17 protein-coding genes are annotated in these 17,130 nt (G+C 34.5%); 11 read left to right on the forward strand and 6 right to left on the reverse strand.

What is annotated here, in order from left to right; translation table 11 throughout:
* Positions 1–109 precede the first annotated feature (109 nt).
* The 4 genes from EKM64_RS03260 to EKM64_RS03275 form a co-directional block, all read right to left on the reverse strand.
* Positions 110–1,036 carry a sce7725 family protein gene (locus EKM64_RS03260; RefSeq protein ID WP_125675561.1) on the reverse strand — a complete coding sequence of 309 codons (927 nt, stop codon included), beginning with the start codon at positions 1,034–1,036 and terminating at the stop codon, positions 110–112.
* Positions 1,033–1,749 (reverse strand): hypothetical protein, encoded by a 717-nt coding sequence (locus EKM64_RS03265; protein WP_125675563.1) that lies wholly within the window; start codon positions 1,747–1,749, stop codon positions 1,033–1,035. Before EKM64_RS03265 ends, EKM64_RS03260 begins: the two co-directional genes overlap by 4 nt.
* 119 nt (positions 1,750–1,868) lie before the next feature.
* Positions 1,869–2,870 carry a sensor histidine kinase gene (locus tag EKM64_RS03270; protein ID WP_125675565.1) on the reverse strand — a complete coding sequence of 334 codons (1,002 nt, stop codon included), beginning with the start codon at positions 2,868–2,870 and terminating at the stop codon, positions 1,869–1,871.
* Positions 2,871–2,882: 12 nt separating this feature from the next.
* The gene (locus EKM64_RS03275) at positions 2,883–3,557 is read right to left on the reverse strand and encodes a response regulator transcription factor (protein WP_125675567.1); all 675 of its coding nucleotides are present in this window, start codon (positions 3,555–3,557) and stop codon (positions 2,883–2,885) included.
* Between the two features lie 75 nt (positions 3,558–3,632).
* Here EKM64_RS03275 and EKM64_RS03280 point away from each other — a divergent pair, with 75 nt between their 5' ends.
* Together EKM64_RS03280 and EKM64_RS03285 are read left to right on the forward strand one after the other, a co-directional pair.
* Positions 3,633–4,403: an ABC transporter ATP-binding protein gene (locus EKM64_RS03280; protein WP_125675569.1), complete on the forward strand. Its 771-nt coding sequence runs from the start codon at positions 3,633–3,635 to the stop codon at positions 4,401–4,403.
* A complete protein-coding gene (locus EKM64_RS03285) occupies positions 4,384–6,375 on the forward strand; it encodes an ABC transporter permease family protein (protein ID WP_125675571.1) in 1,992 nt (663 codons plus the stop codon). Before EKM64_RS03280 ends, EKM64_RS03285 begins: the two co-directional genes overlap by 20 nt.
* Here EKM64_RS03285 and EKM64_RS03290 read toward each other — a convergent pair.
* Positions 6,368–6,814, reverse strand: a complete 447-nt coding sequence (locus tag EKM64_RS03290; protein ID WP_125675573.1) for a hypothetical protein — start codon at positions 6,812–6,814, stop codon at positions 6,368–6,370. The two genes, EKM64_RS03285 and EKM64_RS03290, sit on opposite strands and share 8 nt — an antisense overlap.
* Before the next feature lie 42 nt (positions 6,815–6,856).
* Here EKM64_RS03290 and EKM64_RS03295 point away from each other — a divergent pair, with 42 nt between their 5' ends.
* The 5 genes from EKM64_RS03295 (at position 6,857) to EKM64_RS03315 (ending at position 12,480) form a co-directional block, all read left to right on the forward strand.
* Positions 6,857–7,579: an MBL fold metallo-hydrolase gene (locus tag EKM64_RS03295; RefSeq protein ID WP_125675576.1), complete on the forward strand. Its 723-nt coding sequence runs from the start codon at positions 6,857–6,859 to the stop codon at positions 7,577–7,579.
* Between the two features lie 263 nt (positions 7,580–7,842).
* On the forward strand, positions 7,843–8,241 hold the full coding sequence (gene spxA, locus EKM64_RS03300; protein ID WP_125675578.1) for a transcriptional regulator SpxA: 399 nt from the start codon (positions 7,843–7,845) through the stop codon (positions 8,239–8,241).
* 180 nt (positions 8,242–8,421) lie between these two features.
* The gene (locus tag EKM64_RS03305) at positions 8,422–10,767 is read left to right on the forward strand and encodes a BspA family leucine-rich repeat surface protein (protein ID WP_125675580.1); all 2,346 of its coding nucleotides are present in this window, start codon (positions 8,422–8,424) and stop codon (positions 10,765–10,767) included.
* A 68-nt stretch (positions 10,768–10,835) separates the two neighbouring features.
* Positions 10,836–11,489, forward strand: a complete 654-nt coding sequence (locus EKM64_RS03310) for an adaptor protein MecA (protein ID WP_125675605.1) — start codon at positions 10,836–10,838, stop codon at positions 11,487–11,489.
* A 127-nt stretch (positions 11,490–11,616) separates the two neighbouring features.
* A complete protein-coding gene (locus EKM64_RS03315) occupies positions 11,617–12,480 on the forward strand; it encodes a competence protein CoiA family protein (RefSeq protein WP_125675582.1) in 864 nt (287 codons plus the stop codon).
* A gap of 7 nt (positions 12,481–12,487) precedes the next feature.
* On the opposite strand, the gene EKM64_RS03320 is transcribed toward EKM64_RS03315, so the two are convergent.
* Entirely contained in the window at positions 12,488–13,141 is a 654-nt protein-coding gene (locus EKM64_RS03320) for a DsbA family protein (protein WP_125675584.1), read from the reverse strand.
* Positions 13,142–13,284: 143 nt separating this feature from the next.
* Here EKM64_RS03320 and EKM64_RS03325 point away from each other — a divergent pair, with 143 nt between their 5' ends.
* Genes EKM64_RS03325 through mgtE form a run of 4 tightly spaced genes read left to right on the forward strand, consistent with a single transcriptional unit; the run spans position 13,285 to position 17,021 of the window.
* Positions 13,285–13,938: a GTP pyrophosphokinase gene (locus EKM64_RS03325; RefSeq protein WP_125675586.1), complete on the forward strand. Its 654-nt coding sequence runs from the start codon at positions 13,285–13,287 to the stop codon at positions 13,936–13,938.
* Positions 13,938–14,747 carry an NAD kinase gene (locus EKM64_RS03330; RefSeq protein ID WP_125675588.1) on the forward strand — a complete coding sequence of 270 codons (810 nt, stop codon included), beginning with the start codon at positions 13,938–13,940 and terminating at the stop codon, positions 14,745–14,747. The genes EKM64_RS03325 and EKM64_RS03330 overlap by 1 nt, the downstream gene beginning before the upstream one ends.
* Complete coding sequence (locus tag EKM64_RS03335; RefSeq protein WP_125675590.1) at positions 14,737–15,642, forward strand: RluA family pseudouridine synthase; 906 nt, start codon at positions 14,737–14,739, stop codon at positions 15,640–15,642. The genes EKM64_RS03330 and EKM64_RS03335 overlap by 11 nt, the downstream gene beginning before the upstream one ends.
* Before the next feature lie 5 nt (positions 15,643–15,647).
* A complete protein-coding gene (gene mgtE, locus EKM64_RS03340) occupies positions 15,648–17,021 on the forward strand; it encodes a magnesium transporter (protein ID WP_125675593.1) in 1,374 nt (457 codons plus the stop codon).
* The last annotated feature ends 109 nt before the right edge of the window (positions 17,022–17,130 follow it).

The raw sequence follows: 17,130 nt of genomic DNA on the forward strand, positions 1-17,130 counted from the left end.
CCTCAATATTTTAAATGGGGTATAGCCGTTTTAAGTATATAAAATCATATAAGACATAAGGAAATGACCATGGAAAAGTATAGTAGATATCGCCAGTGGTTTACTTGAATTATGAATGCATATTGTTATTCCTAAATTCAAATAATTTTTTCATCAACTGAAAATGGTGCATCAGAGACAATTTCTTGATCATACCTAGTCCGGGGAACTTACCATTGATTGTGTAACTAAGTAGTTCTTGTAAAGCTGATGTATTATTGATTCCATTAAGATTTGTTGTGGACCAATCGTCAAGTTTATTCAGAGCCTCAAAAAACTTTTCTTTTTGTCCACGCATGGTTTCGTTACTGTCAGAAACAAAGTGATGGATTCTCAAAGTACCGTCGGATGTCACATAGATAATATGCAAAGCAATAGCTCGACTAGGCATCCCTTTATCAAAATAAACACTTCCGACCATGGAATAGTCACCGAAGCCATTATAATTATCTAGTTGTCTATACCAACTAGCTGGTTGAAAATATTCATCGGGTAAGTCGTTATAATTTTCGACATGTCGTACGAAAGTTAATGGATCAGTCAGTGAAACTGCTTTTGATCCGACAATTTCATGTAATCTTGCTTCTTCAGGAATAAGTACATGAGTTACTTTTTTTAAGAGCTCTGTATCCTGATAGGCTTTTAAAAGTTGGTAGTTTTTGGCAATCAATAGAGTTTCTTGATCACTTTTTAGATATTCTGTGGAAAAATCGGCTGCAAGAATAGCACTGGGTAAAAAGTTATTCACATTTGACATGTCAGCCAGAGGATACAGTTTTGTATCATTCAATCCATAGACGCTGACTTGCGGATTGGCGACGACACTGAAAGATTGACCATGGTCTAGAAACGTTTGAACGGTTTTTTGTAAGTCTTTAGAGTCGCGGACGGGTTCAATTATTGGGATGATATTTGGTCCTAACTGATCAGATTCGCAAAGTTCTTTTAGGGCTAATAAATCATACATCCGTCCACGTAAATAAGGATAGTATGTCATATTAGATCCTCCAAATTAGGTTTATTCTCATCTTGTAATTTCAATTTCAATGTTTGATATTCATTGTTTCTAGCATCCAATTCTTCCTGGAGGGCCGTGATTTTGTCATCTTCTGATTCGTCAATAAAGCGGTCATAAAGATTGCGTTCAGGCTTATAAACTTTATACCCAGTTTTTGAACGTTTTTTTAATTCTTTAAAAAGCTGGTCATCAGAATACAATTGCAAACCGCTTTCAATACGTTTTGCTTTGTCTACTTCACGAAATAGTGAAGCTACAAAATGGCTGGTCAAATATTTTTCATCCACTTGTAGTTCTTGGTATTGGGCCTTTTTAGCAATTGTCAAGAACCCCGGTGCACGCTGAGTTTGAGGGGATAATTCTACTGACTCTTTATCAAATGCACGATAGATCAGTACGCCGATATGATCGGGTATTTCATCCTTAACTTCTTCAAATAGTTCTTTTGTGAGAACAAAATAATTATAGTTACCAATAAATGATAATTTAGCTTTAGAATGGAAGTCATTTTTGGTGATTTTTAACTCGAAACAACGCCATTCAATATCACCATTGGTTAACTGGCGGTAACTCAAAGTATCTACTATACCTTTTTTATCAGGCATTGAGACTTCTTCAACGACGTAAGAGTCCTGTTCTAAACAGTACTGATAAAGAGTGTTTTCCAGATTTTTAGTTAACTTTGTTTTCATTCTGATCCTACTTTCAAACAATATCTTTTTACATTATAGAATATATGTTCGTATTTGTCGTTAAAAAAAGTTATATCACAGCTTGTTCTGAAGTGTGATATAACTTTTTTTAACAACCGCTAAACGGTTCGTTGATAATAAGGTAGATCGAGAAAAATAATTACTATTTCTGTGCCGTGATCCACTTGTGAATTTATTTCAATTTTGTGACCAAGTTTATCCACCATTTTTTTGACCAAATATAATCCCATACCGGTCGATTTACTGCCAGAGGTACGTCCATTACTGCCAGTGAAGCCTTTATTAAAGACGCGACTAAGATCCTGATTTGAAATTCCAACCCCATTGTCCTTAACATGCAGAGCAACGTTGTTATCTTTATCAGTGGTAAAGATAGAGATTTTTCCGCCTTGTTCAGTGTATTTAAGACTATTAGAAATAATCTGATTAAGAATAAAACTGAGCCATTTCTCATCAGTTAAAATCTTTTCTGAAGTCACATCAAGCTCGATTCCGATGCGTTTTGCAATGAACATACGCTTATTGGTTCTGATTGAATTTTTAACAATACTATTCAAATCTTGTTCTTGGATCAAATAGTCGTTCGAGAAATTATTTAATCGAGCAAAATACAATGCCTGATCAACTAAGTAGTCTATCTGATCGATTTCTTCATCAAGCAATTCTTTATCCAATTCTGAATCCTGTGACAACTTCAAGGCAGCCAATGGAACTTTGATGTCATGAACCCAAGATTCGGTGTATTCACGCTGATCTTTTTGATTTTGGTAGAGCTTGGTTAATTCTTTACGATATTCTAAAGAAATATCGTTGATTTTTTCTTGAATGAATTTTTCTTCATAATTTTTGGCTCCAAATAGCTCTTTAGAGAGATCGCTATTACTATTCTTTAGAATTTTATACCAATCTTTCTTTCTATTGAAAGAAAGAATTAAACTGGCTGAAGAAATTAGGGCCGCTAAGATCCATGTATAGATCAAAGTTCCAGTTTGGAAGTGAACCTGTGGATCCAAATAAAAGACGATCTCGATAAAAGTTATCCCAAAAAGGATTATTAATATCAGAGACAAATGATCACGCAGATATTTAAAAAGTGTCATAGGTAACCTCGTTTAGGGAATAATATATCCTTGTCCAACTTTGGTAACGATATAATTGTTGATACCAAAATGAGCAATTTTGGTTCTGAGACGGTTGATATTGACTGTCAGAGTATTGTCATCAACAAATCTTTCATCGTCCCACATGAAGTTTAATAGCTGCTCACGGGTAATGATTTTACCTTGGTCGCGCAATAAACGCTGTAATAATTTATATTCATTTTTTGATAAATCAATTTTTTGATCGCCGATTTCCACAGTTCCATTTGAGAGATTTAATTTTAAACCATTATATTCGATAATGTCACTGCTATTTTTAGTGAAATCGTAGGTACGGCGTAATAAAGCATTTATTTTAGCAATTAAAATATCAACTGAAAATGGTTTTTCCACAAAATCGTCGGCCCCCATATTCATGGCCATGATCTGGTCCATGTTAGAATTACGTGAAGAAATGATGATAATTGGAATCTTGGAAATTTTTCTGATCTCTTGGTTCCAATAATAGCCGTCAAAAACTGGTAAATTTATATCCAGTAAAATTAGATCCGGTTTGTATTCTTTGAACTGTTCGATGATCGTTTCAAAATTTTCAGTTACATAGCTGTCTAAATGCCACTTTTCGAGATTTTCACTGATTAATTTGGAGATAGATGGATCATCTTCAATAATCATAATTTTTGCCATGGAATTAACCCCCACATGATAGAATAAAGCTAACTATTATCATAACAGTAATTTTTAATTTATGGAGAGAACGCCGTGCAAATTGTTGTAAAGAATATTGCTAAGGATTATGGAAAAAGATTTAATGCTGTCCATGCCATAAAAGACATTGGCCTAGAAGTTAAACATGGTGAATTTCTGGGGATCATGGGACCGTCTGGTGCGGGAAAGTCAACATTGTTAAATATCATTTCAACTAATGAACGTCCTGACCATGGTCAAGTTTTGATCGACGGAATTGATATGACAGAGCTGCACGACAAAGAACAATCCAAATATCGTCGTAATAAGATGGGCTTTATTTATCAGAGTTTTGAATTGTTGGATTCTCTTAACGTTAAAGAAAATATTATTCTACCGATGGCCTTGAATCATGCTTCTAAAAAAAAGATTGAGCAAAGTTTTAGGCATATGACAAAATTGCTGAATATTGAAGGATTAGAAAAGAGAAATGTTGACGATCTGTCTCTTGGTCAAAAGCAAATCGTTGCAGCCGCTCGTGCCTTGATAAACAGTCCAGAAATTTTATTTGCCGATGAACCGACCGGTAGTTTGGATTCTAAGTCGGCAACTATTTTGTTGAATTATATGCAATTGATCAACGATAAAGAGAAGACAACCATTTTGATGGCAACACATGATGCTTTTACGGCTAGTTATTGTTCGCGGGTCGTTTTTGTTAAAGATGGTGTGATCTTTGCCGAGGTGGTAAACCCTGGTGATCGCAATAAATTCTTTGAACAGATCATCAATATGCAGCGTACCATAGGCGGGGGGAGCTACTTCAATGTTTCTCAAAATAATTAGACGTAGTTTCTATAATATGAAAGACAGTTATCTGATCTATATTTTGGCCTGTAGTTTTGCAATTGGTATGTTCAGTATTTTATTGTCATTAGTCGATAATCCACGCCTTAAAAGTGGTATTTCAAGCTGGAGTGCCAGTCTTAATAATGTCACTTTAGGATTCAGTGTGTTATTTATCTTTTGTGTTTTTGTCTATATGGGATTTGTCGGTGGTTTTTTTATCAAACAGCAAACTCATGAATTTAAAACTTTTGAAAAATTTGGAATGTCACGCTGGACTATAATTGTGATTGGATTTATCCAAACGGTTGTTGTTCAATTAATTTCTTGGTTGATCGGGATAATTATTGCACTGATTTTTCAGAAATTTTTTGGCATGCTATTGCTATATTTGATGGGGGTCAAAACTGGTTTTTTGTTCCGATTTACTGGAAATACCTTTAGCATGTTGTGGCAGATCTGTTTATATTCAACCATAGTATTCAGTATTATGAACTCATTTAGAGTGCAAAAGTTGTTGAGAAAGAATAAGGATAAATCAAAACGACTTCCTAAGTGGTATATTCGATTGTTGGGTGGAATTTTAGGAATCCTCTTGTTTTTTAGTGGCATAGTAGTAACGGTCATATTATTTGGTGACATAAAAAATAATAACCAGACCGCAGCCATTGTTGAATTGTCATTTTTATTTGTGGCCTACTTGGCGGGTACCTATTTAATGTATTATGGCTTCTTACCAAGTTTTTTGACGATTCTACAGCACACCAAAGGGATTGCTTATACCGGGATCAATATTTTTTCATTCAAATATTTTAAAGAACGTTTGATGAGGAATGTTTCGATATTGTGGTTTATTACGGAACTATCGTCATTGGCTCTGATATTACTATCAGTTTGCTACTTTGGTTACAAGTCAGTTTATACCAACTATACTTATGCACATCCCTTTGAATTGACGGCTAATCAGAATACGGTTAAGCCGATTAAAAAATATTTGAAAGAAAATAATGCCAAGATAACTCGTTCATACAAAACAAACGTAAAAACAACTGTAGTTCAACGAGGATCGAATAATGAGATTTTACCAGGGACCTTCATATCGTACTCGGATTACCAAAAATTGCCTAAGAGTAATGTTGCCAGGAATCCACAGATAACTAAAAATGAATTTTTAGTGTTGGATTATGGGTACGTCCCTAGTTTTGCATCAGATAAATCCAATACGGCCGTGGTCAAGGTCAAAAATGCCAGAATAATCAAAACGAATAAAATTGGTTCTGCATTTCCTTATGGATCAACGATGTATCAAGGCCTGATGATCGTTGCACCGGATAAATATTATCAAAAATTAAAACCAGAAGTAAAAAATACATTTTATGGCTGGTTCTTTAAAAGTGGTGACAGTTTGACCCACAAACAGTATGAAAAGTTGAATAAACAAGAATACACAAGTGGTGTCCAAATAAAAAAAGCCGCCGACTTAGCGGATACTAAGTTGACGACGGACACAAATAGACGAAATGTTTCTGGAACTACTGTCTATATGGATTCTAACTTCTCTCGACAAAAAAATGCCAAGTCACAAGTTGATCAAATAAGCGGATTTGGAATATTTATCGTCGCCATGTTCAGTGTGTCATTATTAATAGCACTGGGTAGTGTCTTAACATTGAGATTGTTATTAAGGGATGATTCCGAATGGAAGCAGCTTAAAACTCTGAATAAAATCGGAGTCAGTAAAAGTGAGATCAAAGAAATTGTCAAAAAAGAAACTATTTATTCGTTTGTTATTCCAATTATTTTTGCTGTAATGCAATCTTATATTGTAATGGCATTGATTGCTCGTTACCCAAGGACTACAATGCTTAGACCATTTATCCTGATTAACCTTGGTTATATTGCACTTTATGGGATAATAGGGTTTGTAACCTACCTGATATCATGGCGCAGTGTTAATCAAAAGCTTACCTAAGTTCATACTCTTTGAGGAAGAATCCAAATGGTTCTTCTGAAAAACGTTGAATCTCGATATTGATCTGTTTTTTGATGAATGAACGCCAATTCTTAAGAGACGCTTCATCAGGGAAAGTAGTAATAATTAAATATTCTAAGCGATTATCATTTTTTTGAAATATTTCTGAATCTTTAGAATTGATGGCAAAATCATCAGAATACATTTTACTGTCAAAGATGGCGGCTTGATCCTTGTTAAACTTTAAATAAGTTAACAAATATAGCGGATCTGAACTTTCAACAGATCCAGTCTTCTTGCGGTATTGACCAGATTCAGCTAATACTTTTATTAAAAGATGATCTGCTTTATCATCAAATAAGGGTTTTAATAAAGTATCAGCACTAGTCTGTTGGTTCTTTAAAAAATTATATGTTCCTAGCTTTAATGTTATGTTCATAATTATTGAAATCCTTTCAACAAAATTTTTGGAGGTTTTCACATGCTAATTACAGTATTAGGTTTCTATGGAGGATACCCACATAATGGTATCGGAACTTCAGGGTATTTACTAAGAGATGACAATTTCAATGTTTTGATCGATTGTGGTAGTGGGGTATTGAACGTCTTATCCAACTATCTCGACCCAACTGATTTGGATGCTGTTGTCTTATCTCACTATCACCATGATCATACCGCAGATCTCGGAGTTTTGCAGTATAATTGGTTAGCTGCGGGTAAGGATGAACCACTTCCAATCTATGGTCATACACAGGATTTTGTTAACTTTGCTCAATTAACAGAGGGCAATGCTACCAAAGGAATTGCTTACAATGATTATGAGCCAACTAATATCGGACCATTTAAGTTTGAATTTTTAAGAACGATTCATCCGGTACCAGCATACGCAATGCGTATCACTAAGGGTGATGAGACAATAGTCTACACTGCTGACACTACTTATTTTGATGGATTAGTTGATTTTGCTAAGGGAGCAGATCTCTTGATCACTGATACCAATTTCCCTGAAGAAGTTACTGGTAGAAAGTGGCATATGAACACTAAAGAGTCTGGTAATTTGGCAAAGGATGCAGGAGTTAAACGAATGATGATCAGTCATCTTCCTCAAAACTACAAGAAGCAAACATTGTTAGAACAATCACAGAAGTATGCCGGTGATATACCTGTAATCAGAGCGTTTCAAGGCCTCGAAGTTCAAGTTTAAAACTCTGTTCCCAGTATCATAGGTATTACACTTGTAAACCATAAATGAATGATAATCTTTAGCATAATAAAAAAATTATACTAAATGTGAATCTATCACAACATTGCTTATTTGACGGGTCGTCAAGTTCACAATCTATAAAAGTAAGAACAAGTATTCGTTAGTTTTTATTACAAAAAGTATAGATTTTGTATTAGTAATACGATACAATATTATTGTGTTAGTAATCAGAATGCACAATATACAGAAAAGGAGAGATTATAATGGTAACTATTTATACATCTCCAAGTTGCACTTCATGCCGTAAAGCAAAGGCTTGGCTCGAACAACACGATATTCCTTACAAAGAAAGAAATATTTATTCTGAACCTTTAAATAAACAAGAAATTAAACAAGTCCTACAAATGACTGAAAATGGAACTGAAGAAATTATTTCTACACGTTCTAAAGCATTTCAAAATCTAAAAGTTGATCTTGATGATCTTACGATCGATCAATTGTTAACTTTAGTACAAGAGAACCCTGGACTATTGAAGCGTCCAATCATCATGGATGACAAACGTCTTCAAGTAGGATTCAACGAGGACGAGATCAGAAGATTCTTGCCTAGAAGTGTTAGAACTATGGAATTACAAAGAGCTCAACTTATGGCTGGGTTATAGAAAGGTCGTTCACAAAAGTGAACGGCTTTTTTGTTTGTTTTAAATAATAGACAGATGAGTTTTAATGCTGGTTTATCTCATATTCAGAAATTTTAAATTTCTAAATATGATTAGCACTTCCATAATTATCCAGATATTATAAGTATATATAATATTATCAAGTGTTTTTTGGAGGAGACTATGAATGCAGGGGAAAAATCACATAAACAATTAGTGTCAATAATAGCAATTGTTTTAGGTAGCTTATTTGTGATTGTCTTTTCATTTGTTGGTAACTCTGTGAAAGCGTCCTCTATGCAGGACATGATAAATAGTAATAATCTGCTAAGTAGTTCAATGATTACGAAAAAAACTGAGGCCAGTTCAGATGTTTCAGCATTTGCAACTACTGAATACAATGGAACATTTGGAGATTGTACTTGGGATATTGATAGTGGTGGTATATTAACAATTCATCCAGGAATACTTGGTGCTGGACAAGGAAATTGGAGTACATATGCCGACTCGATTACTAGCGTAGTCGTGGAAGAAGGAGTAATAGCCAATGCTAACTCTTCTTATTTATTTTCTGATTTAACAAATGCAACTACTATGGATCTTTCAAAGCTGGATGTTAGTCATGTAATTGATATGAGTTATCTATTATATAAATGTTCCAATTTGACTGAAGTTGGTGATATATCTAGTTGGGATACTAAGAATACTACTGATATGGGACACTTATTTGATTATACTAATATAATCAGTTTGAATTTATCTAATTGGGATACAAGTAATGCTACAGATTTTGCTTTTATGTTTGGCGATATGTCTAATTTAAATGATGTTCATGGCAAATTTGATACTTCAAATGTTAAAAATATGTACGGAATGTTTTATGCTGATACTTTATTAACAGATATTGATTTAGATATAGAGAATTGGGATGTTAGCAAGACTTCAGATTTTGGTTTTATGTTCAGAATTTGTTCAAGTTTAAAATCAATTGGAGATTTGAGTAATTGGGATACACAGTCTGCACAAACTTTTTATGGTATGTTCCAAGCTGATAAGAATTTGGAAAATTTGAATGTAAGCAATTTTAAAACTGACAATGTGACGAACTTGGCTGCTATGTTTTCTGGTTGCAGTAAATTGAACATAGTTGTTGGTACCAATTGGAATACTGATAAAGTAAGGGACATGTCAAGTGTGTTCAATAGTTCTCCTAATATTCGGCCTGATGTATCCAGTTGGGATACGAGTAATGTGACTGATATGGGTTCATTATTTAATGGTGTAAAGTCTGCTAATATTGATGTAAGTAATTGGAATACTAAAAAAGTTACTAATATGTATCAATTATTTAATGGGTCAGGCGTTGTAAATCTAGATGTAAGTAATTGGGATACGAGTAATGTGCGAAATATGTCTCGCATGTTTACGGGATGTGATGCCACAGTTTTAAATTTACAAGGTTTTGATACGTCCAATGTAACTGATATGAGCAATATGTTTAGGCTCATGTCTAACTTAGTTGAACTAGACATTAATCCGGATAAGTTTAGTACACACGTAGTTAAAGACATGAGTAATATGTTTGATGGTGACTCCAGTCTTACATATATTGATATGTCGAAGTTTGATACAAGTAATGCAACTAATATGTCCAGAATGTTTACCGGTATGACCAAGTTAGATAATATTGATCTTGGTTCTTTTGATATTAGTAAAGTTACGAGTATGGAGGCAATGTTTGCTGGATGTGAGAGTTTAAGAGTTATGGATCTATCTAGTTGGGATACTGGTAAGGTAACAGATATGAAACATTTCTTCCCAGGAAGTTCTCCCAATGTCACATCAGCTGTTGGAACTCCTACTAAACTATGGAAAGTTATAATGGGATCACACACTAAAGTAACTACGGATGCTGGTATGCCCGATGCACCAAGTAATGATACATTGATTGATGATCCAAAAACGACAGAAAGTTATTATAGTATCAGTCCTAAATGGCAAATTGTTGGGAATGGAACTGATCATGATCCACAGGGCCGTCCAGTAAGTTCCGCAGATATTGTTGATAAGTATGCCTCTGGTATAGCAGATCCTGAAACATATGTCTGGCAACAATCAACATTTATTGATACGGAATTGACCGTTCCAAATCTAGTTTTCGGCCGTTCTGCACCGGCACAAGGAATGACCCATCGTCAAGATCCCAACTGGGCGTTAACAGTAACTAACGATACTTATCCAGCATCCAGCGTACATTCAGATATATTAGTTAATATTTCTAAACCCTTAACTAGTGAAAATGGTGATGTTATTGATGGTGTTCTTTTATTCAGGAAAGATAATGATGTTAAAGATGATAAAATAGTTGATTCTAATCCGATAAATATTTATAGTAAAACATTTCCAATGGATGATACTGAAATATCTTGGGATAGAAATCACGGATTCCTGATGAATTTCAATGATGAAACAATCAAGACTGGTAATTATTCTGGAACCTTGACCTGGACCTTGCAAAACAGCCTTTAGTAGAGTTTCTTTTCTTTACATAAATTTTGAGACTGTTAGAATGTAGATACAGAATTGAGGTGACTATGATGGAAATGGATCGACTTAATGAGAATACGATCAAAGTCATTCTTAGTACGCAGGATTTGCAAGATCGTGGAGTAACTGTTTTGGACCTTTTAGGTAATAAAAAACAGATTGAATCATTCTTCTACAGTATTTTGGATGAAGTTGACAAGGACCATGTTTTCTCTAACAACGAACCGGTAACTTTCCAAATCATGCCTAACAAGCAAGGACTGGAATTGATAATTAGTAAGAGTCTTGATGATGCTGACGAATCTTTATTTGAAAACACAGATTCTGAGGATAATGATGTAACTGATGACCGTGTAGGCTTTGAGGAATATGACACTGATACTTCACCTTATCTGAAGGATCCTGATACACCTACTAAGACATTGATCGTGGAATTCGATGATTTCGAAGACTACATTCAATTAGCTGACTTATTGCATTTAGAAAGTGGCGTTTCAAACCTTTGGGAATACAAAGGTAAATATTATCTACAATTAGTATTGTTCACAGATGAAATGCACGATATGACCTATAACGACGTTATGGCCTTAATGAGTGAATATAGCAATAAAACTAAAGTTACAGCAGCTGTATTATCAGAGTACGGTAAAGAGGTAATGAGTAAGACAGCGTTAGAGTTAACTAGATATTATTTTAGTAAGTAAATTATGACAGTATGCCCGATGGGCATGCTGTTTTTTTGATTAAGATTGAAAATCTTATTAATAAATATCAAAAAGGATCAGGACTTTGTCTTGCTCTTTTTGCGTAATTTCTTTTGAGGTGATATTAATGTATGCGGCTTTGAATAAAAATGAAGAGTTGATCTATGCAATTGAAGTGAAGACAATTGAAGAATTTCACTGTGCCAAGTGTTTTGAACCAGTTAAGTTGATCCAAAAGAATAATACGGCCTATTTTCAACATTTAACAAAAAAATTCAATGAGATAAATGAGCGAGATATTCATAAGCAAGGTAAGGATATTTTGGTGGATAACTTTACTAAATTAGGCTATGACAATATTAAAGAAGAACAGTTTTTAACTGACATTAAACAGAAACCAGATGTTTTATTGACCGATAATTTAGTATTGGAATACCAGTGTGCAATTATTGATATTCAAAAGTTAGTAAAACGTGTGGAAGGATATCAAAAATTACAATTAAAAAACGTTTGGATATTAGGTGGAGATTATTTAAGTGAGAAGATTCTGAAAAAACATTTGAAATTTTTATCATATGATTCCAATTGGGGTTTTTATTTGATAATGCTGGATGCTGAGAAGAAAATGTATCATCTTTTTTATCAGGTTAGATTTTTGGGACTATTCAATAAGATAACTTACAATAAAAAGAGCTTTTGCACAGATGATATTGATGAGCTGTTTAAATTTAAATCTGAATTCAAAAGTTATCCACTGATTAAAGTTGATCACTATCAAATTAAAAGAATTCGTAACTTGCATGGTGTAAAAGTGGATAAATTGAAGGAAAAATTTTTCAATCGATCTGGTCAAACTGTTGAAGAATTTTTGACCAATAAGTCGGTCAATTATCAAAAGCCGATTTATAATAATCACTATTGGAGGATTATTTGTGGAGAGTTACCCAGATATTTAGAACAACCGTTTTTGTATAAAAAAAGGGAATCCTAACGGATTCCTATCTTCTAAATTTATCTAAACTGATTACAGTACTACTATTAATAGTAGGTTGTTCAGCTACTTCAGGCATGGCCGCCTCTAACATCGCGGTTAGATTACTATTGATGATATCGTCAGAAGTTTTACTTCCGAAATCATCGATCATGACACCGGGACGTTCTTCGTTATTTAAGTCGAAAATAACTACTGTTGGTGCTTTGGTAATATTCATTTCAATCGCTAACTGTTGATCACGTTTAATGCCTTGTTCAACGCATTCGCTTTTTTTGTCTTCCATTATAGCTTCGTAATCAAGACCACTGTTATTAATGGCAACTTTAACGGATTCATCATTAAAAGGATTATCTAATACTGTTACTTGTTCTTGCAAGTTCATCAAGAAGTTGCGAGCCTTTTTATTACCCTGACAAGATGCTGCTTTATACAGACTCGCTGCTTCAGAAATATCTTTTGAAACTTTTGACCGGTTCTGTAGGTCACAAAGTTGGTATCCTTTTAATTGCATGTATTCGTTGATGGTTTCCATATTATTAGTGGTAACAAAGTGGTATTGAGTTTCAATATCGTGTTTTCTCGTAAAATCAATAATGGATTGTTCGACCTTCAAACAATACGAACACAAGGGATTAATATATAAGAATACTTCCCACATTTTGCTTCCCTCCATCTCTCTAGCATAGTCATCATAACAGCAAACTTATAAAAGGTAAAATAATAACTCTAGGAATCAATTTGGTTATTTAGGTGATTCTTTGAGTAAATTACGATATATTTAGAGTGGTAAGGTGGGTTAATATGACAAGAATTAAATGGAATGATTTTTTAATACCCTATTCGCAAACAGTCGACGAACTTAAATTGAAGTTTCGAAACTTACGAAAAGAATTTTTGGAGAAGAATGAGCATTCACCAATAGAATTTGTAACAGGACGTGTCAAAACTGTCGATAGTATCAAGGAAAAAATGCGTCGCCGCTTTATTACAGAGGATCTTTTGGAACAAGATATGCAAGACATTGCTGGTATCAGAATCCAGTGTCAATTTGTAGAAGACATTTATGATGTAGCCAAGCTTTTGCATTCCAGAGAGGATATGCAGGTGATTGAGGAACGTGATTATATTGCTAATAGCAAACCTAGTGGTTATCGTTCTTATCATGTTGTGATCGAGTATCCAATCCAGACATCTAAAGGTCAAAAGAATATTATTGCCGAAATTCAGATCAGAACTTTAGCAATGAATTTTTGGTCAACGATTGAACATTCACTGAACTACAAATATCGTGGTGACTTTCCAGAAGAAATAAATGAACGTTTGAAGCGAGCCGCTGAAGCATCCTTCATGTTAGATGAAGAGATGTCTAAAATCAGAGGTGAAATTCAAGATGCCCAACAATATTTTACGGATAGTAAAAGAGATATCAATAATTCTACGAAGGATAAAAATTAATGAAATTTTGGGTCAATAATAACAATAAGAAGCAGTCACTCATTGCTGGGGATAAAATAAGGGCAAGCTTGAAGGATTTGGGAATAGAAGAATATCGTCGTAATCCTGATCTAGTTATCAGTGTTGGTGGGGATGGTACGCTTTTGAGTACCTTTCACGCTTATTCAAATCATTTGGATAAAGTTAAATTTTTAGCTTTGCATACGGGTCATTTAGGATTTTATTCTGATTGGACAGACCAGGAAATTCCTGAGTTGACACAGAGAATAAAAGAATATAAGGATAAGATTCCTTCAACCAGTTATCCTTTGATCGATATTAAAGTTGAAAGTGAAGATGGACGCTATTTACACGAAGTTGCAATCAATGAGGTAGTTGTCAGACGTCTTTCTTCTATGACTATGAAAACTAGTATCGATATTGATGGCGAGTTCTTTGAAAGTTTCCGTGGAGATGGCCTATGTTTTGCCACACCAACCGGATCAACGGCCTATTCTAAAGCCATCGGTGGTGCATTAGTTCATCCTAAGATCAGTGTTTTTCAAATGGTCGAAATTGCTTCGATAAACAATCGAGTTTACCGTACAATTTCATCACCAATTATTATTCCACACAATCAACAAGTCGATCTTTATCCACAAGTAGCTGATGATTACGTCATTAGTTGTGATGGTATTACTACTAAACTTATGAAAGTTAAGCGAATTTCGATCCGTTTAAACAGTCAAAGAGCTCAATTTGCACAGTATCGTCATCGTCACTTCTGGACTAGAGTTGGAACAGCGTTCTTAGGTCAAGATGAAGAATAACCGTATTTTAAAGTTTCAAATCAAAGCGTCCGATAAAAAAATCCTGCGTAAATTCTTGATTCAACACAAATTTTCATCTAGTCAATTACACAACTTAAAAAATAAAGGTGGTCAAATTTATGTTAATCATAAACAACGTCACTTTGATTTTAAGATGCAAACGGGGGATACTCTGTTAATTGTTTTGAATAATGAAGAACCATCCGACATCATCCGACCAATGGCGGGTGAATTGGATGTTATTTTTGAAGATGAATACTTATTGGTGATCAATAAGCCGCCAGGGATAGCCAGTTTGCCGGCAAAAGCTCGTTCTAGTAAAACAGTTGCTAATATCGTGAAGTATTATTTACAGGAAAAACATGAAAATGCTTCGATCCATCTAGTTACTAGATTAGATCGTGATACCTCAGGATTAATGGTGTTTGCTAAAAACTCATTTACTCATTCACTTTTAGATCAGATACTTCATTCAAATGATTTTCAAAAGTTCTATTTAGCCATTGTTTATGGCAAGGTCGATCCTACCGAGGGTGAGATCGATTTACCAATTGGGATCGATCCTAAGGCATTTTATTTGCGCACGATTGATTATAAACTTGGCAAACCGTCAAGAACACTTTATCAAACTGTGGAAAATTATGAAAATAACAGTATGTTAAGACTTAAATTATTAACAGGTAGAACTCATCAGATCAGAGTACACTTATCAGCGATAGGACACCCGATTATTGGAGATGAGATGTATAGTCTGAAAAAAGATCCTCGCATAAACCGCCAAGCACTGCACTGTTATCAGCTTCAAATACTACATCCAGTAACTAAAAGACTGTTAAAATTAACGGCACCAATTCCCCAAGATATGGTATTGTTAAAGAGTGCGTTAAAGGGGTGAAAACAATGGATGAAAATGAAAAAAAACTTCAAGAAAAATTTATCCAGTTGAAGAAATATCTAGATAAGGGTGATAAAAAGCGATTTCGAAAAACTTATTTGGATATGCATTTTTATGACCAGAGTACTTTCTACCTAACCTTAAATAAAGATGAGAGATTAAGTATTTATACGATTTTGGAACCAGATGAAATGGGGGATATGTTTGATACCCTTGAAGATGATCTGCCTGAGATCCCTGAGTATTTAAATGAAATGAATCTAACATATGCTTCACAGATGTTGAATGATATGTATGATGATAATGCTGCCGATATTTTGGAGCATTTAGATAAGGTAGAAATTGAACGTTTCTTAGGACAAATGCCTCGAGCGGATGCTAATAATTTACGTGGATTATTGCATTATGATACTGAAACAGCCGGTGGTATTATGACTACCGACTATGTAATGTTTCATGAAGAAGAAACCGCACAAGAGGCTATCAGCAATTTGAAAAAATTTGCTGAAACTGCCGAAACGATTTATTACTTGTATGTTCTGGATAATCATGATGATTTAGTCGGGGTTATGTCATTACGTGATTTGATTGTTTTAGATGATAATGCTGTTTTAAAAGATAATATGAATTCAGATATTATTACAGTAAATGTTGATGCTGATCAGGCAGAAGTTGCCAAAGTATTTAGAGATTATGAATTCTTGGCGGTTCCAGTCGTTGACCATTCTAATCAAATGGTCGGTATCGTCACGGTTGATGATGTTATTGAAGTTATCGATGATGAATCATTGCAAGACTATTCTGGACTTGCTGGTGTGAGTATTGATGAGACAGTTCAAGATAATCCTCTAAAAGCTGCCTCAAAACGTCTACCATGGCTTATTACGCTGTTACTGCTCAGTATGATAACAGCCACATTAATTAACCACTATGAGAGTTTATTGGCAGAGGCGAGCATTCTAGCCGTATTTATCTCAACTATTACTGGTACAGCTGGTAATGCTGGTACTCAAAGTCTGGCTGTTGCTGTCAGAAGACTAGCGGTTGAAGAGATAGACCGTAGTGAATTCTTCAAATTAGTGGTTAAAGAGTTTCTGACCGGATTTATTACCGGCGTTGTAACGGGAGCGTCCGTTCTGTTACTTGTTGGATTCTGGAAACATAATTTTATTCTAGGAATGGTTATAGGACTGGCAATGTGTGCCGCTATAACGGTAGCAAACCTAGCTGGTAGTTTGATTCCGATGCTGATGTCCAGTTTTGGATTTGATCCTGCTGTTGCCAGTGGACCATTTATTTCTACTTTAAGTGATTTGACCAGTGTTTTGATTTACTTCAGTATCGCTGGAATGTTTCTACAATCATTTGTTGGAGCTTGAACAAAAAAGGTATCTGCACATATTATGCAGATTGTAATGAACCCCTTGCATTGGAGAAATCCAAGCAAGGGGTTTTTATTATGCCAAAGTATTCTGTTGAAACTAAAAT

Origin of the sequence: Companilactobacillus keshanensis (assembly GCF_003946205.1) — a bacterium.
In the GTDB taxonomy this organism is placed as follows: Bacteria; Bacillota; Bacilli; order Lactobacillales; family Lactobacillaceae; genus Companilactobacillus; species Companilactobacillus keshanensis.